This window comes from Marinobacter sp. M5B (assembly GCF_042604615.1).
Lineage (GTDB): Bacteria > Pseudomonadota > Gammaproteobacteria > Pseudomonadales > Oleiphilaceae > Marinobacter > Marinobacter salarius.
On sequence record NZ_CP156894.1, the window covers coordinates 1449568 to 1470585 of the forward strand.

A 21018-nucleotide genomic window follows, 5' to 3' on the forward strand; every position below is an offset into this window, starting at 1 on the left:
GTTTTGTTAGGTTATCTGGTCCAGTGGAGAGTCAGGCATGTTAAGACCCTGGAAAACGCAGCTGTGGCTGGAGGACAGCCCCGGCAAAACCCTGCATGCAAGATTGCTGAATACGTTGACGGTGGATATCAAGGAAGGCCGGCTGTCGCCGGGGAGCATGCTGCCGGGCTCCCGCTCACTGGCCGAGCAGTTGGGTGTAAATCGCAAAACCGTGCAACAGGTGTATGAAGAGCTGGAGGCCCAGGGCTGGCTGGTTACGCGCCCGCGGTCGGGAACCTTTGTGTCCGAGACCCTGCCCGAGCAGGGGCTGTCGTCCTCTGACCATCAACTGGTTAACAGTACCAACAGGACTCGATCCGCCTCGGAGCTGGTGGAAATCCTCTATCAGGACGCGCTTAGCGCCTACGACGCAGTGCCGGTCACCAATGACGGCACCCCGGATTCCCGGTTGATCCCCTATCAACTGCTGGCGCGCACCTATCGACGGGTCTGTATTGAGCTGAGCCGCAACTCCAGGCTGGGCTATGGCGATCCCAAAGGCAGTGTTGATCTGCGCAAGTCGGTTGCGAAAATGCTGTCTGGTGACCGCTTTATGAATTGCTCAGCCGAGCAGGTGTGTATTGTCAGGGGTAGCCAGATGGGTATCTATCTCGCCTCCCGTATTCTGGACCCGAGTAAGGGGGCCATCGTGATGGAAGACCTCTGCTATCTGCCCGCCCGGGCAGCCTTCGAGTCGAATGGTTTCAAGGTGCTGAAGTGCAGGCTGGATGGCCAGGGGCTGGATATCGAACACCTGCAGGCTTTGCTCGCCGAGCATTCGGTTGCCGCTATTTATGTCACACCGCATCACCAGTATCCCACCACCGTTTGCTTGCCCATGGATCGTCGGCTAGCACTGTTGGAACTTTCCAAAGCACACAGATTCGCGGTGCTGGAGGATGATTATGATCATGAATTCCACTACGAGACGAACCCTGTTCCCCCACTTGCGAGCTTGCCCAATGCCGAGAACGTGGTGCACATTGGCTCGATGTCCAAAGTATTTGCGCCGGGTTTAAGGCTTGGCTACATCGCAGCGGACACCCGGTTCATCGAACGAGCTGCGCAGGAAATCATACTAATTGACCGCCAGGGCAATACAGTCACAGAGCAGGTTTTGTCTAACCTGATGGAGTCTGGTGAGGTCCGGCGCCACATTCGTAAGACGCGCAAGGAGTATGAGGCCCGGCGTAATTTTGCTGCGACCGAATTCACCCGGGTGTTTGGTGACAAGGTATCTTTTACTTTGCCTACCGGCGGAATGGCTATCTGGGTTGATATTTCCAAGCTGGCCAAAAGCCGGGAGCTGGATAGCCTGCCAGGTAAGGATTCGACCCTTAGTACTGCTTATACGGACGATCAGGTGGCGCCGACTCACCTGCGATTTGGGTTTGGAGCGTTAAGTAAAGCTGAGATAACCCAATCGGTGGAGTTGTTAGCGGAGGAGTTGAACTCGACAGGACGTTAGACAGCGAAAGTGCGGCGCCTCAGCAATCAGAGGCGCCGCGAGTGGAGGCAACGATTACTTCAGATCTGAGATGCTTGCCCCAAAGTTGATATGGAACGGAGCCCCTTCCAGGACAAGAGCCGGGACTGACTTGACTCCGGCTGCCTCGGCTTCGGCGATCCTCTTCTTGTCGTTGCCGAGATGGACCACTTCAACATCGTAGCGAGAGCGATCAATCGCCTCGGCAACATGGTCCTCAGCGGCGACACATACAGGGCATCCTGCGTGGTAGAAAATAGCTTTGCCACTCATTATTGAACTCCTAGAATCAGTTGGTTGATTGGCGTGCGCACGACTAAACGATAGAGTTGGCAGAGTGCGTTGACTAGTGGGCACAAATGAGTGGGCTGGGCACCTTTTGGTGTAATTTGTCGAAACTAAAGGAGAAAATTTCTTGCAGACTCGCAGTACCTATCGAAAGTTGGAGGATATAGTGGGCTGCAAATGGTCGGTTTCCGTCCTTCTCGCCGTGGAGAAGGGGATTAACCGGCCGGGGGCCCTTGAGCGACATATTGAAGGAATCTCGGCAAAAGTCCTCTCTGAACGACTTCGAAAACTTACGGCATATGGCCTGATGGACAAGGAGAGCTTCCCGGAGGTCCCACCGCGTACCGAGTATTCGCTTACTAAGTCTGGTCAGAGGCTCATCAAAATCATTCAGCAAATCCAAGATCTCGATGTCGAAATGAGCGAAAAGAGTGAAAAGTCTGTGTAGATGCAACTATCACATAACGCATATGATCCTTCTCGGAATCAACAGAGAATAGGCATTTTGTTGGCCGCGCCAGCGGCAAACTGAACTCATGAGCGAGAACATTTGCCTCGACAGTTTCGTTCAGCTTTCAGACGATTAGCGACTCACCGGTTAGAGCTAAATGAACCTCAATCTGCGGGAGACAAAATGAAGGTAAAACGAATCGTTACCAACATAGCGGCGGCAACCCCCTCCGAAGCAGAGAAATTCTACTCGGCTATTTTTGGGCTTAAGATTGTGATGGATCATGGATGGATAAGAACCTATAGCTCGGGCGAGGAAATGACTACTCAGGTAAGCGTGGCATCGGAAGGTGGCTCCGGAACGCCAGTTCCTGATCTGTCTATCGAGGTTGATAACCTGGAGATCGCTTTGGAGAGAGTGAAGAATGGAAATATTGAGATTGAGTACGGCCCGGTAAGTGAGCCCTGGGGTGTCCGTCGGTTCTATGTTCGTGATCCGTTCGGGAAGCTCATCAATGTATTACAGCATGAGTAACCGTTGGGGATTGCTCTAACGGTTCGTTCCGTGTCAGATGGTACAAATATGGAACCCGTTGTTCAGGAAGAAACCACTGGTTGTGGTATAGCACGCAAGTGCAGCTTTAGCAGGCATCAGTTATGCCGAGGCTAAACGGACGGCAAACGCGCTGGGTATTTACGCCGACGATACGGCGCTTTGGTCAGAGAGCGTGGTGATGCAAAGGTGTTGGATTCCAGGAAGGCACTGAAAGCAAATGTCCGCCGGGATTTCGGGCGCATGAAACCCAAGTGGTACATTGAGATATAAAGCGAATAGGCCACAGCAGTGGTGGCCTGCACCGGTTCATGGGTTTGGTTCAAAAGGGAGCCAAAATTCAAACTGAATGTTAGGTATGGAACAGTAGATTCAGTCCAGGTTCTGACGGGATCAAACAAGCAGACAAGGAGGTGTACAGATGAAGCAAATGGGTCGCTGTCTCTGCGGAGGCATTCAATCGTGAAAGAAACCCCGTCAGCAAAGCTTGTATCGTCAGCTAATCATACCGCCTCGCCATTTGGCACTCAGTTTTGCGATCATATGACACTCGTCCGTTTTGCCGATGGGCGTTGGTCTGAGGTGGAGACACTGCCGGTAGGACCTTTGCCGCTACACCCAGCATCTCATGTGTTGCATTATGGCAGTTCGTGTTTCGAGGGCATGAAAGCTTTTCGGATGCAGAATGGCGGCGTTCGTATTTTTCGCCTCGACCGCCATGTTGAGCGCTTCCAGCGCAGCGCCGAGTTGCTTTGCTTGCCTCTGCCGCCCGCCGACATTGTCGAAGCAATGATCCGCCAACTCGTTGATTTATGTTTTGACGATATACCGGAAGCACCTGGTGCGCTCTACCTACGGCCGGCACTGATTGGCACGGAGGAGAACATCGGTGCGGCGGGTGCGCCCTCTGCACAGGCCATGCTCTATGTGTTGGCATCGCCCGTCGGAGATTATTTCTCGAGAGGTGGTCATGGTTTGACTATCCTGATCGAAGATCAGGAGTTGCGGAGTACTCCCGGCTTCGGTCAGGCGAAAGCCGGAGGTAATTATGCCTCAGCGCTTCGCCATGTCGTTAAAGCCAGGAAAGAACATGGAGCAGATCAGGTGTTGTTCTGCCCGAACGGCGATGTGCAGGAAACAGGGGCGTCGAACTTCTTCCTGATCAATGATTCTCAGCTGCTCACGAAGCCTTTGGATGCGTCGTTTCTGCATGGCGTCACCCGGGATTCGGTAATAACCCTTGCTCGAGACTTGAACTATGACGTCATCGAACGAGATTTTACCGTTGCTGAGGTCATGGATTGGATTCAGACCGGAGAAGCCGCGTTATCCGGAACAGCGGCTGTTCTTTCTGGTGTGGGGTCGTTTGTGCACAAAGGCGCTACATACAAGGTAGGCGATGGTAGCACCGGCCCTAACACTCGAAAACTGAGCGACGCACTGCGGGCACTGCAATCTGGCAGAACTGAAGATAGATTCGGCTGGCTGAGCTGAATGTTGCTTCTGGAGTAGCGACGTGAAACTCAAGGAACTTTTAGAAGAACTCGAGACGCTAGGGAAAGAGAACGATGCGTCGGTAGAGCAGAAAGATCGCAAGTATCTCAACATCACCAGGGATACCGGGGAGTTCTTGTCGGTACTGATAAAAGCTGGCGCCGTGAGACAGGTTCTGGAGATCGGAACGTCTAACGGTTATTCCACTTTGTGGATAGCGTCCGCGCTGCCAGAGGATGGGCATGTGACCACTCTGGAGGTGTCTCCGTTCAAGATTAGTCAGGCCAAAAGCAACTTCAAACGTGCCAATCTCGATCATAAGATCACTGTGGTACAAATGGGCGCCGTCGATTATCTCGGGCAAGCTAGCCGTTTGTATGATCTGGTTTTTCTTGACGCCGACCGCGCGAGCTACGTTCAAGTTGCTGACCAAATCGTTTCCCTCATTCGGCCCGGGGGCATTCTGGTGTGTGACAACGCGGTTTCGCACGCTGAGGAACTGAGGGAATTCATTGATTTTGTCGACAGCACTGGCGGGTTTACCACCACTACTGTGCCGGTAGGCAAAGGTGAGTTCGTGGCGTGTAAAAAAACATAATCAAGACTGGTGGTGGGAACGCTTGGAACCGGTTTCTTTACAACCTCGTTAAGCACCGGCGGATGCGCGCGTGTGTGGTCCGCTGCGGAATGTTATCTGATTGGAACGGAGACACAGATGAAATCCATCGCAACGTCACTCATGTTTGTTGGAGAGCAGGCTGGGAAAGCCGAGGAGGCCGTCAGGTTTTATACCTCGCTATTCGTTGGTTCAGAGATCGACGATATTCAACGTTACCAGGCCGGCGAGCATGAACCAGAAGGTTCTGTGAAAATGGCGAAGTTTAAGATAAACGGTCGAGAGTTTATGGCGCTCGACAGCCACCTTGATCACCAATTTACGTTTACGCCCTCCATGTCGCTGTATGTTGAGTGCGAATCGGCGAGCGAAATTGAGGACGTATTTAAAGCCCTGGCAGAAGGTGGCTCAGAGCTAATGCCGCTGGATAATTATGGTTTTAGCCAGAAATTCGGGTGGTTGAATGATAGGTATGGTGTGTCTTGGCAGCTAAACCTGTCGAACTAGTGTGGCGACAACTCCAGCCCAAAACCGTGCGCAGTGTTATGCAGTTTCCGCGGTTGCCGGAGGCCCTACATTGAACGCATAGGAGACTCAGACAATGGCGACAGATAAACAGCCATTACCGGAGGTCGTTTCTTCGGAACAGTGGAAAGCGGCGCTGGATCAGCTTCTTGTAAAAGAGAAAGCGTTAACCCGGGCACGGGATGCACTGAACGCAGAGCGTAGGAAGTTACCGATGGTCAAGGTGGCCAAGCACTATACGCTCCAGGGGGAAAATGGCGCAGTGTCCCTGCTCGATTTGTTCGAAGGGCGCCGTCAGCTCATTGTTTATCACTTCATGTTTGCCCCGGATTGGAACGCTGGCTGCGACGGTTGCTCCTGGTTGGTAGATGCCATGACACACCCGGCCCACCTGCATGCTCGCGATACGTCGTTGGTTATGGTGTCACGCGCACCAAGGGAAAAGCTCGTGCAGTACAGGTCGCGGATGGGATGGACGGCGCCTGTTCCATGGTATTCCTCTTACGAGAGCGACTTTAACGTCGATTTCGGCGCAACCACGGATAACGGTGAACGGCACGGTGCCAGTGTTTTTATTCGCGACGGAGATGACATCTACCGCACCTACTATACGGGTGCGCGTGGCGTCGAATATCTTGGCACTCTCTGGACATACCTGGATCTGACTCCCTTTGGTCGTCAGGAAACGTGGGAAGACTCACCGGAAGGCTGGCCGCAGACGGAGCCCTACGTATGGAATCGCCGCCACGACGAGTACGACGTCTGACAACTCATATGGAGGAAAGATGATATGAACACGGCTCCCGCACCCTATCCCATCGGTAAGCCTGGCACTCCCTGGGGTGAGGTGGAACGTGCTGAGTGGTTGTCACAGCAGACCCGTCAACGGAGCTACGAGTCTGATGTGTTGAGCGTGATCGAGCGTCTGCGCCCACGTTTTGATGTGGAAGAATATGGCCATCTGGATTATGGCGCCAACCGTTATCCGCTGATGGCGATTCGCAGCCGCGACTGGCGTGAGGATTTGCCGGTCGTGCTGATAACAGGCGGGGTTCATGGCTATGAAACCAGCGGCGTACACGGTGCGCTGCAGTTCGTTGATCAGCATGCGGAGGATTACGCGGGCCGTGTCAATTTGTTGGTTGCGCCGTGCGTCAGCCCTTGGGCATACGAGCGCATTCATCGCTGGAACCCGAACGCGGTCGACCCGAACCGTTCGTTCCGAGATGACGGTTTGGCGGATGAGGCGGCGGCGCTTATGCGCCTGGTGGCCCCCGTTCGCGATCATGCATTGATGCATATCGATCTGCACGAGACCACTGATACGGATGAAACCGAGTTTCGTCCCGCGCTCGCGGCCCGAGACGGCAAGCCGTTCGAGCCGGGGGAAATTCCTGACGGCTTCTATCTGGTCGATGACAGCGAAAGCCCAGAGCCCGAGTTTCAACAGGCGTTGATTGAGGCGGTGGAGCAGGTCACACACATCGCACCGGCCGATGGTAACGGCGAGATCTTTGGCTCACCGGTCGCCGCTCGAGGCGTCATTCAGTACCCGCTCAAACAGCTGGGCCTGTGCGCCAGTATCACCAGTGCTCCATACAGGACCACCACCGAGGTCTATCCCGACAGTCCACGTGTAACCCCCGAGCGATGCAATGCAGCGCAGGCTGCTGCCGTGTGTGCGGCGATCGACTACGTGCTGGTGAACCCGTAGGGAAGGGCAGTCATGATTCTGCAACTAACGTGGGTCGTTATGAGCAGAAAAAATGTTTGAGGGGCTGCTCAACCCAGGCGGCTTCCAACTGTCTATTCCGTAATTTGTCTCTGGTTGAAAAAGCCCCTTCCCGCCGTAACGTCATGATGAGTGAGGCGAAAATCCCCCATCACTCAATTGCACCAGTGGGAGGTAAGCAATGGCAAACGCACAAAACTGGAAACGCGAGCGGGAACAGTATCAGGCGGCCTGGGCCAAGTACCAGAACGTGGCTGAGCGGATAGATGCCAAATACGAAAGCCTCGATAGTGGCATCAAGGACCAGGCGCCCGCCGAGGAAGATCTATCGGAGCTACAGGAAGCCTGGAAAGAGCTTGAGAACGCTCGTGAGCGCCTTGGTGAGTATAACAATGAGCTCCATGAGCGGCATATGGCCCAAGGTAAAAGCATGTGACTTTATTGAGCAAGGTTGAGCAAGACCGCGCCATTCTGAGGAAGCGCTAGAGGCGTATCCTGAACGCGTGTCTAGATAGCTTTTATCCGTGTCAAAGGCCGGAGAGTAGCGCTACTCTCCGGCCTTTATATTTGGATGGCAGTTAAAGCCAGGTCAGGCCCGCGCTGATAATGATGCCGGTGACGATCAGCAGCATCAGGCAGTAGCCCATGATGTCCTTGGCTTTCAGCCCAGCGATGGCAAGCACAGGCAGAGCCCAGAAAGGTTGTAAGAGATTGGTCCAGGCGTCGCCCCACGCAACGCCCATGGCCACTCTGGATATGTCAGCGCCAAGCTCCTGTGCAGCAGGCAGCATAACCGGCGCCTGAACGGCCCACTGGCCGCCGCCGGATGGCACGAATATGTTGACCACCCCGGCGCTGATAAAGCTCCAGAATGGCAAGCTCTCGGCGCTCGCAATGGACACAAACCCTGTTGAGATGCTTGCTGCCAGTCCGGAAGCTGTCATTACGCTCATGATGCCGGCGTAGAACGGAAACTGGATAACGATGCCGGCGCCGCCTTTCACGGCTTCATTCAGGCTGGCAAGCAGGCGCTTTGGGGTCTGGTGCAGGATGATGGCAACGAACAGGAACATGAAGTTCACGATGTTCAGGTTCAGCCCGCCACCCTCGATAAAGTATTGGAAGATGAATGCGATACCACTGAATCCGATCAGCCAGGCAAGTGTTCTGCTGTTCTCCAGATAGTCGGCCGGGCGATTGATAACAACCGAAGTGTCGGGCTCATCGTCCAGGATTTTGGGGTCCGCGTACACGCTGTCTCTTTCGTTGGGTAGCATGAGGCGGTTAACCAGGGGCACAATAATAAAAAGTGCGGCGACGATGGCCAGGTTGAAGAAGGCGAAGATGGTTTCACTGGTGCCGATAACGCCGATCACATCTGCTGTGAAGTGGTTTTCGGTGGCAATCGTCAGTGGGATGGAGCCTGCAAGCCCGCCGTGCCAGACAATGAACCCGGAATAGGCACTGGCAATCAGCAACGGATAGTGTACGCGGATTTGCCGGGCGAGGGCTTTGGCAAACAGCGCGCCGACCACCAGGCCAAAGCCCCAGTTGATCCAACTGGCGACCAACGCGATGAAGGTAACCAGTACAATTGCCTGGCCCGGTGTTCTGGCAAGGCCTGCAATCCGGTTCAGGATGCCACGCACCAGTGGGGTGCTCGCCATCATGAAGCCGGTGACCAGTACCAGCAGCATTTGCATTGAGAAGGTCAGCAGGTTCCAGAAACCGTCCCCCCACATCTCTACTACCGCCATGGGGCTATGCCCCTGGAACACCATAGCGGCAACGAATGACAGCAGTGTCAGTATGATGACGAATAGGTAGGGGTCCGGTAGGTATTTGTCTACCAGACTGACCATAGGTTTGGCTGCTCTGTCTAACACATTGTCCCCCAATATTTTTTTCAGCTTGTTTTGTTGCTGGCAAGCTAAACTAAAAGCCTGGGGTAGCACCAACTATCCTTTCGCCGTATTGCATTACTCATTCATTGGGGGAAGGGGGTACTCCCACCTTCGTCTATTGCTCCCAGATAGCCCGATTTCTATAATCAATCGTTGGTCCGCTGCCTGATAGCGGCACAGCGATCTTCACAATCCCAATAAAAAGGAAAACCACATGTTGAAACGTCGCTCTCTTCTTGCTGCCGCGGCGGCTACCCTGCTGTTCAGTGCCGTTGCTCAAGCCGACTACAAGGATGAATACACCGTTTCCACCGTACTGCCGTCTGCGTTTCCCTGGGGCCAGGCTGCCGACAAATGGGTGGAGCTGGTGAAAGAGCGCTCCGATGGGCGTATCAACATGAAAATCTACAGCAACTCCCAACTGGTTTCCGGTGACCAGACCAAAGAGTTCTCGGCGATGCGCTCCGGGCTGATCGATATGTCGGTGGGGTCCACCATCAACTGGTCGCCTCAGGTGCCCGAGCTGAACCTGTTTTCCCTGCCTTTCCTGATGCCGGATTATGCCGCCATCGATGCGATCACCCAGGGCGAGGCTGGCGAAGCTGTCTTTGCCGCGATCAAGAAGCGTGGTGTTACACCGCTGGCCTGGGGCGAGAATGGCTTCCGCGAGCTCTCCAACTCCAAGCTGACCATCGATGAGCCGGCCGACCTGGATGGCCTGAAAATACGCGTAGTCGGTTCGCCGCTGTTCCAGGATACCTTTACGGCCCTGGGCGCTAACCCCACCCAGATGAGCTGGGCCGATGCCAAGCCGGCGCTGACCACCGGTGCCGTCGACGGCCAGGAGAACCCGCTATCGGTCTTTGACGTGGCGCGTATCGATCAGGTTGGCCAGAAGTACCTGACCCGCTGGCACTACATGGCAGACCCGCTGGTGTTTGCAGTCAGCAACAGCATCTGGGACCAGTTCAGCGAGGAAGACCAGGCGCTGCTGAAGCAGGCGGCGATTGATGCCGGCCAGTGGGAAATCGAGAAATCCCGTAGCGAAATCGATGCGACCCTGGCCGCCATCAAGGAACGTGGCGTAGAGGTCACCGAACTGACTGATGAGCAGCGTGATGCCTTCATGAAGGCCACCCAGTCGGTTTATGAAACTTGGACTCCGCGCATTGGCGAGGATCTGGTCAAGCAAGCGCAGGAAGCGGTCGCCAACCGTAACCAGTAAGCGCGATCTGTTCAGGCGCCCACCGTTGCCGGTGGGCGCTCTTTCCGAACCGGAGTTACCATGCCGTCCCGTCCTCCCAAATTCCGGCTCGATGCCTGGCTGGCCACCATTGCCCTGGTTGCGATCTGCTTGATCAGCCTCGGCAATGTGATCGTGCGCTACGCGACAGATGCCTCCTTTGCCTTTACCGAGGAATTCTCGGTGTTCCTTTTGGTGGTGCTTACCTTCGCAGGCGCTGCGGTGGCTGCGCGACACAACCAGCACATTCGCATTGAGTTGATCGAGCACTATCTGCCGCCCTGGGCACGAAAGGTGGTGTTTGTCCTGCAATGGCTGGGCGGGGTGACAGTCCTGGGGATCATGACGTGGTATGGCAGTACCTTCGCCATGCAGGAATACCAGTGGGAGTCATTGTCACCAGGCCTGGGATTACCTAACTGGATTTACGTGATCTGGCTGCCGCTACTATCTGCAGCCATCATTATCCGCATGACCCAGAACCTTGTTGATCGCCTTCGCGGCCGGGAAGCCCCAGAGGTGATCCATGAGTCCTGATCTGCTGATGATTGGCAGTTTCCTGCTGGCGTTGCTGTTGGGCATGCCGGTCGCAATTGCCCTGGGCCTGGGCGGGCTGGTGGGTATCGTCGCGGGACTGCCGCCCGCGATGCTGGGCACGTTTGGTACCAACACGTATAACAGCGTGGCCAAATACCCGCTGATTGCGATTCCCCTGTTTATCCTGACCGGCCTGATCTTCGAGCGTGCGGGCGTTGCCGCCGCGCTGGTGCGGTTTGCCCAGTCGATCATCGGCCCCCGCCATGGTGGGCTGACCGTTGTCGCGGTGCTGGTGTGCCTGATCATGGGTGGCATGAGCGGTTCTGGTCCAGCTGATGCGGCCGCTGTTGCCATGGTGATGCTGCCAAGCATGCAGAAGGCCGGTTATCCGAAGCCGTTTTCGGCGTCATTGATTGCGGCTTCGTCGTCCACAGCAATCCTGATTCCGCCGTCCATTGCATTGATTCTTTATTCCATCGTGGTGCCTGGTGTTGATCTGCGGGCGCTGTTCGCCGCTGGTATTTTTCCGGGCATTCTGGCGGGCGCGTCGTTGCTGGCGCCAGCGTTGTATTTTGCGAAGAAGTACCGTTGGGAAGACCCCGAAGCGGTCGAACGCCCGCCTTTCTGGCCCAGCCTCAAGGCGGCCTTGCCTGCGCTGTTTGCACCGGTGATCATCCTTGGGGGCCTGCGCTCAGGCCTGTTTACGCCCACTGAGGCGGCCGTGGTGGCGGTGGCATACGGCGTGCTGGTCGGTTGCGTGTTGTATCGCAATCTCAGCCTGCGGAACCTCTGGGGCCTGATGACAGACGCCGCCGTTACCTCCGGCGTGGTGATGTTTATCATTGCGCTGGCGGGCATCTTCGCCTGGGCGGGGACGACGCTGGGTACTTTCCAGCACCTTGCGGATGCCTTGTTGTCGCTCTCGGAAAACGGCTGGGTGCTGTTGGGTCTGGTGATGGTCCTGGTGCTGATTGCCGGGATGCTGCTGGATGCCATCTCGATCTACCTGATCCTGATTCCGATTGTTTTGCCGTTGATGAATCACTTTAGCTGGAACCCGATCTGGTTTGGCATATTGCTGGCCATGAACATCGCCATTGGCCAGTTCACACCACCAGTCGCCGTGAACCTGATGGTCACCACCCGCATCGCCAATATCCGCCTGGAACACACCATCGGCTGGGCCATGGTGTTTGTGGCTGCGATGGCTGTCAGCCTGGTGCTGGTGATGTTGGTGCCGGGGATTGCGTTGTGGTTACCGGAAAAGCTTGGTTATGTTGTGGGGCCGTGGTAAATAGAGCACCGCTACGCGGTCTCCCCAAGGATTACCTATGAACCAACTTGATCTGCTTTACGGATTCAGCAGTGTCGTTATCGTTGTAATTCTCTTCATGGCGATAGTTGCGCTTAATGAAGTGGGATTTAGAGTAGGGCGTTTCGTGCAGTCCCATACGGACGATGAAGTTAAAGCGCTCACGAGTTCCATTCAGGCCAGCGTACTGGGTTTATTGGCATTGTTGCTTGGGTTTACATTCAGCATGTCCATGCAACGATATGATAATCGAAGTATGGCCTTAATAGATGAGGCGAATGCCATAGGAACCGCAATACTGAGGGTTCAATTGCTGCCAGAGGAATACAGAGACGAAGCTGGCAATCTATTCCGGCAATATGTTGGTTTGCGTGTAGAAATTGGCCAGTTGGACCTTACCAAAACGGAAGAGCGTACTTCCTACAATGATAAAATCGCCGACTTGCAGAATCGGTTATGGGCATTGGCAATATCAGCTACCGAGGTGGACCCTCGCCCGGTAACAACTGGCGCATTTGTAAAATCACTCAATGACGTTATTGATAGCCAAGGTAAAAGAAATGCATTGCTTCAAATGCAAGTTCCAGAAGTTGTACTGGTTTTACTGTTTATAGTGTTCGTCTCCTCCGGGGGAATAATGGGGTATTCCGCAGGGTTGAGTGGAAAACGTATGTTCGCGCCGATAGTGTTGGTTTCCATACTGATTACCTTGATCGTCTTTATAATAATTGATCTGGATCGACCAAAACGCGGTCTTATACAGGTCAACCAGAGTGTCATGACTCAACTGCTGAATGATCGCAAGGAGTGATTCATTCCCTTGCCGCTGTCTTGTGCTTTGTCACTTGCGCCCGATATTCTGGCACCGGCAATCCCCCGATTCCCCAGTCCTCAAGCGCCACTTCATCAATCACGACCATGGTTGAGGCCGGTTTTTTGTCCAGAATTCGGACGAGCAAGTCGGTAACACTCGCGATGAGTTCCGCTTTCTGTTGCGCAGAAGGTCCCTTGCCCTCCGGGCCGCCTTCGCGAGTAATTTTGATATTGACGTACGGCATGGTCAGTCTCCCTGGTTTGTCATTTCATAGTGAAAGATTTTGGCCATGATGGCCCAGCGGCCTTGATCGTAGATCAGGGTCAGGAAATCGGTGTAGTCGCGGTCCATCATGGTCATTTCCACTCGCGCGAACGCGAGAGTCGGGCCTCCCGTTTCGATCGAAATGATGCGCTCGTTGCGGGTTTCTCCGTTGCTTGCTGGCGGCACCCGTTGATCCAGCACCTTCCGGTATTCGTCGAACGACAGTACCCGGTAATCCTCTGGTGTCGCACTCACATACTGGGCGTGCGGATGGAACACGCCAGAGAGCATGGCGCTGTCGGCCTTGTGCAGTCCTTCAAAATAGGTTTCGAGCAGGACCGGGATGGCTTCGTAAGGCTTGGGCGAGTTCATTGTGCGACCAGTCCTTCCGACGACATTGCGGCTTTAACGCTCGGCCGGGCCGCAATGCGATTCCAGAGGGTGTTCAGGAACGGCCAATCCTTGAGATCGATCCCGGGCACGGCAGCCCAACTGCACACTACAAAAAGGTAGGCGTCAGCAACGGTGAAGGTGTCGCCCACCAGATAGGCTCGACCATCGTCGAGCAGAGACTCCAGGTAGTCGAAATGGCGGGGGATGGTCTCCAGTGCCTGGGCACGCTGTTCGTCCGTTGCGCTGGCTTTGAAGAAGGGACCAAAGGCCTTGTGCAGCTCCGATGCAATGTAGTTCAGGTGCTCCTGCAAACGGGCTCGCTCAAGGGTGCCTACATCGGGTATCAATGTAGTTGATTCCGCCAGGTATTGAAGGATCGCAGCGCCTTCGGTCAGTACCGCTCTGCCGGTATCCAGCGCCGGCACATAACCTTTGGGGTTGACGGTTTTATAGTCGATACCGGACTCGGTGCGCTGGGTTTGGGTATCAACGGGCTCAAGGGTGAAATCAATACCCAGTTCTCTAAGTACAATGTGTGTCGCCAGTGAGCAGGCGCCGGGTTTGAAATACAGTTTCATCGGTAGATCTCCTCTGTGTGATAAGCACTAGGCTTGGATGCAGAGGAGATTACTGCCTGCAACAAGAATAAAATAATATTGAGTTATTATGATAATGATAATTTAATAGAATCATCTTTGGGTGAAGAAACAAGAGGCGTCGATGAAGCTGGAGCAATTGCGTGTACTGGATGCCATCGTGACGCAAGGCAGCTTTCGCAAAGCGTCTGAGGTGCTCTACAAATCCCAGCCCGCTTTGAGCCAGGCTATCAAAAGCCTGGAAGAGGAAACCGGGCTAACCCTGCTGTCCCGGGAGAGTTACCGCCCGGTGCTTACCCCAGCCGGTAAGGCCTATTACCGCCAGGCACGGGGTGTGCTGGACCAGGTACAGGCTCTGAAGGAGTTGGCCGGCAAGTTGTCGGCCAGCCAGGAAGCGGAGGTGCGGCTGTCGGTATCCGCCACTTGTCCGTTGGGTAATCTCCTGTCAGTGATTGGTGAGCTCAAGGAGGCATACCCAGCCACGGATATCCGGCTGATGTCGGATGCCATGGGTGGCAGTGCAGAACGACTCATGGCGAGCGAGGTTGATTTTATCATTGCCACAATGGATGGTCTTTCCACAGAGGCAGTTCATGCTTCGCCCTACACTGCTGTGAATATCATCCCGGTAGCCCATCCCGGCTATGGTCCGGCAAGCAGTCGCAAGCGGCTGAGCAATGCTGAAATGCGCCCGTACGTTCAGGTTGTGGTGGCGGGTACCGGGCAGGGGCAATATGACCAGAGCCGGGACGTGGTTCCGGAGAGCCTAAGGTGGACGGTGTCGGATTTTGCCGCTAAAAAAGAGATCGTGCTGGCCAGGATGGGGTGGGGCGGTCTGCCGGAGCACTTGATTGCCCGTGAATTGGAGGCCGGCGAACTGGTAACGCTTGATCTGAAAGGTTACCCGATCCGCCGTTCACAGCTTCACCTGGTGCGTCGTCGGGAAGGCGCTCTGGGGGTGGTTGCCCATGAGCTTTGGGAGCGACTCTCCACCAATTAAGAATCTAGAGGTAAAAAATGACCATCCAGAATGTGCTGGGAATTGATCTGCCCGTCATCCAGGCGCCAATGGCCGGTGTGCAGGGGCATGAACTGGCTGTAGCTGTGTCCAATGCTGGAGGGCTGGGCTCGTTGCCCTGTGCCATGCTTAGCTCTGAGGCACTGCGAAAAGAGTTGGAAGCACTGACAAGCCAGACCAGTAAGCCCTACAACGTCAACTTCTTCTGTCACACGCCCCCAGAGCCAGATGCCGATGCAGAGCATCATTGGCGCAAAGCGCTGTCGCCATATTTCGACGAGTTGGGTATCGATTCTAATGATGTATCCGCGCAAGCGGGAAGGGCCCCTTTCAGCTCTGAGGCAGCGGATGTCTTGGCGGACTTCAAGCCACCGGTGGTGAGTTTCCACTTTGGCTTGCCGGCACCCGAGTTGATGGCTCGTATAAGAGGGTGGGGCGGGAAGATACTGTCGACCGCCACAACCGTGGACGAAGCGCTTTGGTTGGAGGCGCAGGGCGTCGATGCCATTATCGCGCAAGGGCTTGAAGCGGGCGGCCATCGCGGGTTTTTTCTGTCGCGGGACATCAGTACTCAGGTCGGCACTTTTGCCTTGATTCCACAATTGGTAGACGCGGTGAACATTCCCGTTATCGCCGCTGGCGGTATTGCAGACTCCAAAGGCGTAGTGGCTGCAATGGCGCTTGGGGCGGCCGGAGCGCAGATTGGCACCGCGTATTTGTTGTGCCCCGAAGCTCAAACCAAAGCAGTGCATCGCGCCGCCCTGAAATCAGAGACCAGCCGTGTAACCGCACTGACAAATCTGTTTAGCGGTGGCGCCGCCCGGGGTATTGTGAACCGAATAATGCGTGAATTGGGGCCGATGAGTTCCAAAGCTCCTGCTTTCCCCCTGGCATCATCCGCCATTGCACCATTACGTGCGAAAGCCGAAGCTGAGGGGAGCGGTGACTTTTCGCCTCTGTGGGCGGGGCAGAATGTTGGTGGCTGCAAGGAGGTTTCGGCGGCAGCTCTTACGCGGGAACTGGCAGGTTGGGTGGGTAAGTAACTTCAAAACCGAGTGACAGGCTCAGGAGCAAGTTTGCATGGAAGATTGAGACTTCCGCGAATCAGCAAGCCAGAGCCGGTGATGTTTGAGGGCTAGTCGACGCTATGATGCAGCGAGAAGCCAAATTAACCTTGTCTTCGTAGTTGCCTGCAATAGACTGATAACTGCAGTCGGAAACCCGTCTTAGGGTGTTGTTGCTGCTTGATAATCAAAGAAAGGCCAACCAATGAGAGGAATCACGGTGTCCGCTATCTCCCCTTTTTACCGCGCAGCGGCTTTTACCCTTGCTCTGATCGCCGGGCCGGCTATGGCTGCTGACCCTGTGGTGGTGTCGTCCAAGATCGATACGGAAGGCGCTGTGTTGGGCCAGATGATCCTGCAAACCCTTGAAGAAGCGAACATTCCGGTTGAGAACCGCCTGCAGCTCGGCGCGACCAGCATCGTTCGCAATGCTATCAAGGCCGGCGAGATAGATCTGTACCCGGAGTACACCGGCAATGCCGCTTTCTTCCATGATCAGGCAGACCGGGACATCTGGAAAGATGCCGCCAAGGCCTACGAGCAGGCTGCCAGCCTTGATAAGAAGGCCCATAACATTGTCTGGCTAACACCGGCGAAAGCCAACAATACCTGGGCCATGAGTGTGCGGGGCGATCTGGCACGTGAGAACGGCTTGAACACGCTTGAAGATCTGGCTTCCTATATCAATGGCGGCGGCGCCTTCAAGTTTGCAGCCAGTGCCGAGTTTGTCGAATCTGCCAGCGCGTTGCCGGCGTTCCAGGAAGCGTACGGTTTCAAACTGGGGTCTGATCAGTTGCTGATCCTGTCCGGCGGCAACACTGCTGCGACGCTCCGGGCTGCGGCCCTGACCGACAACGATGTGAATGGCGCCATGACCTACGGCACTGATGGTGGTCTGAACGCACTCGACCTGAAGGTGATGGAAGACACCCTGGGCGTTCAACCGGTCTATCAGCCCGCGCCTATCGTGCGCGCAGAGGTGCTGGAAACGTATCCGAACATCCGCGAAGTTCTTGCGCCGATCTTTGAGTCACTGGACCTGGAAACCCTTCAGCGTCTGAATGGTCAGGTTGCGGTGAATGGTGTGCCTGCCGAAGCAGTTGCCCGGGACTATCTGGATTCCCTGGCTCAGGACTAAGATTTGGCGATCACCGAGACTTTGCGCCCAAACCGAGTCATTCCGGTGCTTGGGGTGTTGGCCCTGGCACTGGTCTGGTTGCTGGACCTTGGTACTATTCAGCCCAATCGTATTGTTCCGGGCACCGGCCATGGCTTGTTTTCGGCCGTGGGATGGACAGGGGCAGGGCTGGTTACGGGGATTCTGTTGGCGACCATTGTGCTGTCCACATTGCCGTTACGTCGTCGCTATGAGCTCCTGCTCGGCCTGATTGGGCTTTCACTGGCAACGATGCCGCTGTTGCTGGATATGTTTGCCGCCCTCCATCTGCCCGAGGGTTCGCCCTACGCCCGCTCGTCGGTCGGGGCAGGGTTCTGGTCTCTTCTGTTCCTGCTTTCGCTGATGTTGATTGAGACCCTTGGCCGGCTCGAAGCTCGGCGTTGGCTTCAACTGATACTGCTCGTGTTTATCGGTGGGAGCTGGATTGTCCTGCTGCGTGGCGAGGGCCTGGAGAGTCTGTCGCTGGTGCGGGAGTTCAACGCTCGCCCCGACAAATTCCAGCAAGCGCTCTGGACGCACCTGGCGCTGGCATTGGGTGCGGTCACCATCAGTGCGGGCCTGGCGTTCGCCCTGGCGCTTAAAATGATCCGAAGCCCCGCCTGGCAGCGTCCTCTTCTGGGCGCCGTGAGTTTTCTGCAAACCATTCCAAGCCTTGCGGTATTTGGTTTGCTGATTGCGCCACTCAGTGCGCTCTCGTCAGCGCTCCCGTTTCTGCAGGATCTTGGCATCCGGGGGATTGGCTGGGCGCCAGCGCTACTGGCGTTGATCGCTTACAGTTTGCTGCCGATGGTGCGCAACACCTTTGTGGCTCTTACCGAAGTTCCCGAAAGCCTGGCCGATGCGGCGCGGGGTATGGGTATGAATGAACACCAGGTGTTTTATCAGCTCAAGCTGCCGTTGGCGCTGCCGGTGATGATTGAGGGTGTACGGATCACAACCATTCAGGCAATCGGCCTGACGGCGGTAGCCGCCCTCATCGGCGCGGGTGGTTTCGGTGGTTTTATCTTTCAGGGGTTGGGGCAGGCGGCGATGGACCTGGTGTTGCTCGGTGCTTTGCCTACGATTGCGTTGGCGCTGCTTGCCGACGCGTTACTCACGATGTTGGCGGCCAGTCTCAAGCCGACACCGGCAACGGCCTGATAGGGGAAGGAACTGGTCGGATGATCGAACTGAAGAATGTCTCCCGGCGTTTCGGCGATACCGTCGCAGTGGATGGGGTTAACCTGACCATCGAAACGGGTGAAGTCTGCGTGCTGGTGGGCAGTTCCGGCTGCGGTAAATCGACCACGCTGCGCATGATCAACCGTCTTTTGCCCCACAGCGCTGGCGAGATATTGGTGGATGGTGAGGACATCACCACCATGAATCCGGAACAGCTGCGGCTGAACATGGGGTATGTGATCCAGGGTACGGGGTTGTTTCCTCACTGGACGGTGTCGCGCAACATCGCCATGGTGCCCAGGTTATTGAACTGGCCGAGGGAGCGGATCGACGCACGAGTCGACGAGTTGATGACCTTGTTGGATCTCGATCCCAGCGCCCACGCCAACAAATACCCCCAGCAATTGTCTGGCGGCCAAGCGCAACGGGTCGGTGTTGCGCGGGCATTGGCGGCGGACCCCAACATTCTGCTGATGGACGAACCTTTTGGTGCATTGGATGCCATAACGCGGGAAAACCTCCAACTGGAAATGCTGCGGATCCAGAAGCAGGTCCGTAAAACCACTGTTTTCGTGACCCACGATATTGATGAAGCACTGAAGCTGGCCACCCGCATTGCCGTGATGGATCAGGGGCGCATCATCCAGCATGACACGCCGGAGAATATCCTCCGCCATCCAGCATCGGACTTTGTTGAAAACCTGATTGGCAAGCAGGACCGCGGTCTGAAACTGATGAGCCTGCGGCCTGTGCGGGACCTGATGGCCAATCACACCGAGCCGCGGCAGTCGGAACCCGGGGAGCATGTGCTCAGGGAGGAGGACAGTATTCGCCTGGCTCTGTCCGTGATGCTCTGGCAGGACCTGCGGCAGGTCGCGGTGTTCAATGCGCAGGGGCAGGAGACAGGTGTGATTACCCGTGAACGCATTATCCAGGAAGGCGTGTAATGCGTGTCTGGTTACCTGCCACTCTTTTGGCCTCACTGCTGCTCGTGCTGAGTGCCGGCATGCCGGTGCTGGAGCCATTGTTTAACTGGGTGCAGCCGGGCAAGCAGCAGGTGATCTATGAACGGGAGAGCTTTTTATTCCTGCTTCAGAATCACCTGATGCTGGTCGTCGTATCGGCGGCCGTGGGTACGTTCGTTGCGGTGGCCGGCGGCATCTTTGTTACCCGTCCTTTTGGCCGCGATTTCCTGCCCTTGGTTGGGCAAGTGGCCTCCATTGGCCAGACCTTTCCGCCGGTGGCTGTACTTGCGTTGGCGGTACCAGTGCTTGGTTTCGGCGAGGCTCCGATTCTTCTTGCGTTGGTCCTTTATGGCTTGCTGCCCATTCTGCGCAATACCCTGGCGGGGCTGGAAGGTATCAATTCGGCTGTACGGGAGGCAGCACTGGGTATGGGCATGTCGCCAGTGCAGGTCCTTGTGCGAGTAGAACTGCCCCTGGCCGGAAGGGTCATTCTCGCGGGTATTCGAACCTCTGTTACTATCAATATCGCGACCGCCGCTATCGGCTCAACCATTGGAGCCCGCACCCTGGGCGATCCGGTGATCGCCGGGCTGGTGAACGGCAATACCGCGTATGTGCTGCAAGGGGCGATTCTGATCGGGTTGCTTGCGCTGACAACGGATAGCCTGTTTGAAGCACTTGAACGATCCTGGGATCGTCGATTGCAATCCGTAGGAGTTTAGATGGGTAGTTATCTGCTGTTCGTAGTTATCGCTATCGCGACTGTCCTCAGCCCGGGGCCAGGCGTTATGTTGACACTGACCAACGCCATTCGGTTCGGTGTGTCCGGTGCCTTCGGCGGAATTCTGGGGATTGCCTCTGGTACGTTCATTGTTGCGGGTATTTCAGCCACAAGCCTGGGCATTGTACTGGCGACGTCGGCGACGGCGTTTAGCATCATGAAGTTTATTGGTGCCGCCTACCTGATTTATCTGGGGGTAAAACTGTGGCGGTCTCCTGTCACCGAAATTGAGGAAGCGACGACGGTAGCTCGGAGCAGGAAACTCCAGTTTCTTGAGGGGCTGACATTGCAACTCACAAACCCGAAAGCCGTATTCTTCTTCCTGTCTGTTTTTCCTCAATTTATTGATTACTCGACTGAATTTGTCGGCCAGTTTGCCCTTTTGGTCGTCACTTACAGCGCTTTGGTTGTCGCCATCCACTTGCTGTATGCGCGCCTCGCCAGATCAGCCCGTGGCTGGCTTTCATCTGAAAAAGGGGGGCACTTGGTCAATAAACTGGGTGGGGCGACGTTTGTTGGTTTTGGGGTGGGGCTGGCAACGGCGAGCAGGTAGCGGCGAATCACTTCCAGCGCTTGTATGGGTGATTCCGTCGTTGGAAACTGCTC

The 21018-nt window shown here is 55.7% G+C and carries 25 protein-coding genes; 20 read left to right on the forward strand and 5 right to left on the reverse strand.

Features of this window, described 5'->3' with window-relative positions:
- The first annotated feature begins 37 nt into the window (after nt 1–37).
- Nucleotides 38–1507, forward strand: a complete 1470-nt coding sequence (locus AAGD24_RS06495; protein ID WP_085681434.1) for a PLP-dependent aminotransferase family protein — start codon at nt 38–40, stop codon at nt 1505–1507.
- 54 nt (nt 1508–1561) lie between these two features.
- Here AAGD24_RS06495 and AAGD24_RS06500 read toward each other — a convergent pair whose 3' ends face one another.
- The gene (locus AAGD24_RS06500) at nt 1562–1798 is read right to left on the reverse strand and encodes a thioredoxin family protein (RefSeq protein ID WP_085681433.1); all 237 of its coding nucleotides are present in this window, start codon (nt 1796–1798) and stop codon (nt 1562–1564) included.
- A gap of 142 nt (nt 1799–1940) precedes the next feature.
- Between AAGD24_RS06500 and AAGD24_RS06505 the strand changes: the two genes are divergently transcribed.
- The 8 genes from AAGD24_RS06505 (at nt 1941) to AAGD24_RS06540 (ending at nt 7619) form a co-directional block, all read left to right on the forward strand.
- Entirely contained in the window at nt 1941–2261 is a 321-nt protein-coding gene (locus tag AAGD24_RS06505; RefSeq protein ID WP_085681432.1) for a helix-turn-helix domain-containing protein, read from the forward strand.
- A gap of 186 nt (nt 2262–2447) precedes the next feature.
- On the forward strand, nt 2448–2798 hold the full coding sequence (locus AAGD24_RS06510) for a VOC family protein (protein ID WP_075195927.1): 351 nt from the start codon (nt 2448–2450) through the stop codon (nt 2796–2798).
- Between the two features lie 480 nt (nt 2799–3278).
- The gene (locus AAGD24_RS06515; RefSeq protein WP_136633020.1) at nt 3279–4310 is read left to right on the forward strand and encodes a branched-chain amino acid aminotransferase; all 1032 of its coding nucleotides are present in this window, start codon (nt 3279–3281) and stop codon (nt 4308–4310) included.
- 22 nt (nt 4311–4332) lie between these two features.
- Nucleotides 4333–4908: an O-methyltransferase gene (locus tag AAGD24_RS06520; protein WP_085681428.1), complete on the forward strand. Its 576-nt coding sequence runs from the start codon at nt 4333–4335 to the stop codon at nt 4906–4908.
- Nucleotides 4909–5025: 117 nt separating this feature from the next.
- Nucleotides 5026–5433 carry a VOC family protein gene (locus AAGD24_RS06525; protein ID WP_091641754.1) on the forward strand — a complete coding sequence of 136 codons (408 nt, stop codon included), beginning with the start codon at nt 5026–5028 and terminating at the stop codon, nt 5431–5433.
- 94 nt (nt 5434–5527) lie between these two features.
- Nucleotides 5528–6217, forward strand: a complete 690-nt coding sequence (locus tag AAGD24_RS06530) for a DUF899 domain-containing protein (protein ID WP_379866892.1) — start codon at nt 5528–5530, stop codon at nt 6215–6217.
- A 24-nt stretch (nt 6218–6241) separates the two neighbouring features.
- The gene (locus AAGD24_RS06535; RefSeq protein WP_379866894.1) at nt 6242–7165 is read left to right on the forward strand and encodes a M14 family metallocarboxypeptidase; all 924 of its coding nucleotides are present in this window, start codon (nt 6242–6244) and stop codon (nt 7163–7165) included.
- Nucleotides 7166–7364: 199 nt separating this feature from the next.
- Nucleotides 7365–7619: a hypothetical protein gene (locus tag AAGD24_RS06540; protein WP_085681424.1), complete on the forward strand. Its 255-nt coding sequence runs from the start codon at nt 7365–7367 to the stop codon at nt 7617–7619.
- Nucleotides 7620–7761: 142 nt separating this feature from the next.
- Here the strand turns inward: AAGD24_RS06540 and AAGD24_RS06545 are convergent, their stop codons facing one another.
- Nucleotides 7762–9069 carry a short-chain fatty acid transporter gene (locus tag AAGD24_RS06545; protein WP_040474210.1) on the reverse strand — a complete coding sequence of 436 codons (1308 nt, stop codon included), beginning with the start codon at nt 9067–9069 and terminating at the stop codon, nt 7762–7764.
- A gap of 232 nt (nt 9070–9301) precedes the next feature.
- On the opposite strand from AAGD24_RS06545, the gene AAGD24_RS06550 reads away from it, so the two are divergent.
- The 4 genes from AAGD24_RS06550 to AAGD24_RS06565 are packed head-to-tail and all read left to right on the forward strand — an operon-like array spanning nt 9302 to nt 12990.
- The gene (locus AAGD24_RS06550) at nt 9302–10312 is read left to right on the forward strand and encodes a DctP family TRAP transporter solute-binding subunit (protein WP_075195921.1); all 1011 of its coding nucleotides are present in this window, start codon (nt 9302–9304) and stop codon (nt 10310–10312) included.
- 60 nt (nt 10313–10372) lie between these two features.
- Nucleotides 10373–10867, forward strand: a complete 495-nt coding sequence (locus tag AAGD24_RS06555; protein WP_305937001.1) for a TRAP transporter small permease — start codon at nt 10373–10375, stop codon at nt 10865–10867.
- Nucleotides 10857–12161: a TRAP transporter large permease gene (locus AAGD24_RS06560; protein ID WP_379866896.1), complete on the forward strand. Its 1305-nt coding sequence runs from the start codon at nt 10857–10859 to the stop codon at nt 12159–12161. Before AAGD24_RS06555 ends, AAGD24_RS06560 begins: the two co-directional genes overlap by 11 nt.
- Nucleotides 12162–12198: 37 nt before the next feature.
- Nucleotides 12199–12990, forward strand: coding sequence for a DUF4239 domain-containing protein (locus AAGD24_RS06565; RefSeq protein WP_041335313.1), 792 nt, complete (start codon nt 12199–12201; stop codon nt 12988–12990).
- 1 nt (nt 12991) lies between these two features.
- On the opposite strand, the gene AAGD24_RS06570 is transcribed toward AAGD24_RS06565, so the two are convergent.
- Genes AAGD24_RS06570 through gstA form a run of 3 tightly spaced genes read right to left on the reverse strand, consistent with a single transcriptional unit; the run spans nt 12992 to nt 14228 of the window.
- Nucleotides 12992–13237, reverse strand: a complete 246-nt coding sequence (locus AAGD24_RS06570; RefSeq protein ID WP_379866898.1) for a 4-oxalocrotonate tautomerase family protein — start codon at nt 13235–13237, stop codon at nt 12992–12994.
- Between the two features lie 2 nt (nt 13238–13239).
- Nucleotides 13240–13629 (reverse strand): nuclear transport factor 2 family protein, encoded by a 390-nt coding sequence (locus tag AAGD24_RS06575; RefSeq protein ID WP_379866900.1) that lies wholly within the window; start codon nt 13627–13629, stop codon nt 13240–13242.
- Complete coding sequence (gene gstA, locus AAGD24_RS06580; RefSeq protein ID WP_228210501.1) at nt 13626–14228, reverse strand: glutathione transferase GstA; 603 nt, start codon at nt 14226–14228, stop codon at nt 13626–13628. The genes AAGD24_RS06575 and gstA overlap by 4 nt, the downstream gene beginning before the upstream one ends.
- A 142-nt stretch (nt 14229–14370) precedes the next feature.
- Between gstA and AAGD24_RS06585 the strand changes: the two genes are divergently transcribed.
- From AAGD24_RS06585 to AAGD24_RS06615, 7 genes are all read left to right on the forward strand, one after another.
- Nucleotides 14371–15246: a LysR family transcriptional regulator gene (locus AAGD24_RS06585; RefSeq protein WP_379866902.1), complete on the forward strand. Its 876-nt coding sequence runs from the start codon at nt 14371–14373 to the stop codon at nt 15244–15246.
- 17 nt (nt 15247–15263) lie between these two features.
- Entirely contained in the window at nt 15264–16307 is a 1044-nt protein-coding gene (locus AAGD24_RS06590) for a DUF561 domain-containing protein (protein ID WP_350036184.1), read from the forward strand.
- A 226-nt stretch (nt 16308–16533) separates the two neighbouring features.
- Entirely contained in the window at nt 16534–17466 is a 933-nt protein-coding gene (locus tag AAGD24_RS06595) for an ABC transporter substrate-binding protein (protein WP_379866904.1), read from the forward strand.
- 3 nt (nt 17467–17469) lie between these two features.
- Complete coding sequence (locus tag AAGD24_RS06600) at nt 17470–18645, forward strand: ABC transporter permease (protein ID WP_379866906.1); 1176 nt, start codon at nt 17470–17472, stop codon at nt 18643–18645.
- A gap of 20 nt (nt 18646–18665) precedes the next feature.
- Nucleotides 18666–19613: an ABC transporter ATP-binding protein gene (locus AAGD24_RS06605; protein WP_379866907.1), complete on the forward strand. Its 948-nt coding sequence runs from the start codon at nt 18666–18668 to the stop codon at nt 19611–19613.
- Nucleotides 19613–20353 carry an ABC transporter permease gene (locus AAGD24_RS06610; RefSeq protein WP_379866909.1) on the forward strand — a complete coding sequence of 247 codons (741 nt, stop codon included), beginning with the start codon at nt 19613–19615 and terminating at the stop codon, nt 20351–20353. The genes AAGD24_RS06605 and AAGD24_RS06610 overlap by 1 nt, the downstream gene beginning before the upstream one ends.
- On the forward strand, nt 20354–20965 hold the full coding sequence (locus AAGD24_RS06615; RefSeq protein WP_379866911.1) for a LysE family translocator: 612 nt from the start codon (nt 20354–20356) through the stop codon (nt 20963–20965).
- Nucleotides 20966–21018: the final 53 nt, after the last annotated feature.

What these genes read in the sequence shown, in the direction of transcription:
- AAGD24_RS06565 (WP_041335313.1), top strand. Translation starts at nt 12,199, where the DNA reads ATGAACCAACTTGATCTGCTTTACGGATTCAGCAGTGTCGTTATCGTT.
- AAGD24_RS06555 (WP_305937001.1), top strand. Translation starts at nt 10,373, where the DNA reads ATGCCGTCCCGTCCTCCCAAATTCCGGCTCGATGCCTGGCTGGCCACC.
- AAGD24_RS06550 (WP_075195921.1), top strand. Translation starts at nt 9,302, where the DNA reads ATGTTGAAACGTCGCTCTCTTCTTGCTGCCGCGGCGGCTACCCTGCTG.
- AAGD24_RS06500 (WP_085681433.1), bottom strand. Translation starts at nt 1,798, where the DNA reads ATGAGTGGCAAAGCTATTTTCTACCACGCAGGATGCCCTGTATGTGTC.
- gstA (WP_228210501.1), bottom strand. Translation starts at nt 14,228, where the DNA reads ATGAAACTGTATTTCAAACCCGGCGCCTGCTCACTGGCGACACACATT.
- AAGD24_RS06530 (WP_379866892.1), top strand. Translation starts at nt 5,528, where the DNA reads ATGGCGACAGATAAACAGCCATTACCGGAGGTCGTTTCTTCGGAACAG.
- AAGD24_RS06495 (WP_085681434.1), top strand. Translation starts at nt 38, where the DNA reads ATGTTAAGACCCTGGAAAACGCAGCTGTGGCTGGAGGACAGCCCCGGC.
- AAGD24_RS06590 (WP_350036184.1), top strand. Translation starts at nt 15,264, where the DNA reads ATGACCATCCAGAATGTGCTGGGAATTGATCTGCCCGTCATCCAGGCG.
- AAGD24_RS06510 (WP_075195927.1), top strand. Translation starts at nt 2,448, where the DNA reads ATGAAGGTAAAACGAATCGTTACCAACATAGCGGCGGCAACCCCCTCC.
- AAGD24_RS06570 (WP_379866898.1), bottom strand. Translation starts at nt 13,237, where the DNA reads ATGCCGTACGTCAATATCAAAATTACTCGCGAAGGCGGCCCGGAGGGC.
- AAGD24_RS06610 (WP_379866909.1), top strand. Translation starts at nt 19,613, where the DNA reads ATGCGTGTCTGGTTACCTGCCACTCTTTTGGCCTCACTGCTGCTCGTG.
- AAGD24_RS06615 (WP_379866911.1), top strand. Translation starts at nt 20,354, where the DNA reads ATGGGTAGTTATCTGCTGTTCGTAGTTATCGCTATCGCGACTGTCCTC.
- AAGD24_RS06575 (WP_379866900.1), bottom strand. Translation starts at nt 13,629, where the DNA reads ATGAACTCGCCCAAGCCTTACGAAGCCATCCCGGTCCTGCTCGAAACC.
- AAGD24_RS06605 (WP_379866907.1), top strand. Translation starts at nt 18,666, where the DNA reads ATGATCGAACTGAAGAATGTCTCCCGGCGTTTCGGCGATACCGTCGCA.
- AAGD24_RS06535 (WP_379866894.1), top strand. Translation starts at nt 6,242, where the DNA reads ATGAACACGGCTCCCGCACCCTATCCCATCGGTAAGCCTGGCACTCCC.
- AAGD24_RS06525 (WP_091641754.1), top strand. Translation starts at nt 5,026, where the DNA reads ATGAAATCCATCGCAACGTCACTCATGTTTGTTGGAGAGCAGGCTGGG.
- AAGD24_RS06595 (WP_379866904.1), top strand. Translation starts at nt 16,534, where the DNA reads ATGAGAGGAATCACGGTGTCCGCTATCTCCCCTTTTTACCGCGCAGCG.
- AAGD24_RS06585 (WP_379866902.1), top strand. Translation starts at nt 14,371, where the DNA reads ATGAAGCTGGAGCAATTGCGTGTACTGGATGCCATCGTGACGCAAGGC.
- AAGD24_RS06560 (WP_379866896.1), top strand. Translation starts at nt 10,857, where the DNA reads ATGAGTCCTGATCTGCTGATGATTGGCAGTTTCCTGCTGGCGTTGCTG.
- AAGD24_RS06540 (WP_085681424.1), top strand. Translation starts at nt 7,365, where the DNA reads ATGGCAAACGCACAAAACTGGAAACGCGAGCGGGAACAGTATCAGGCG.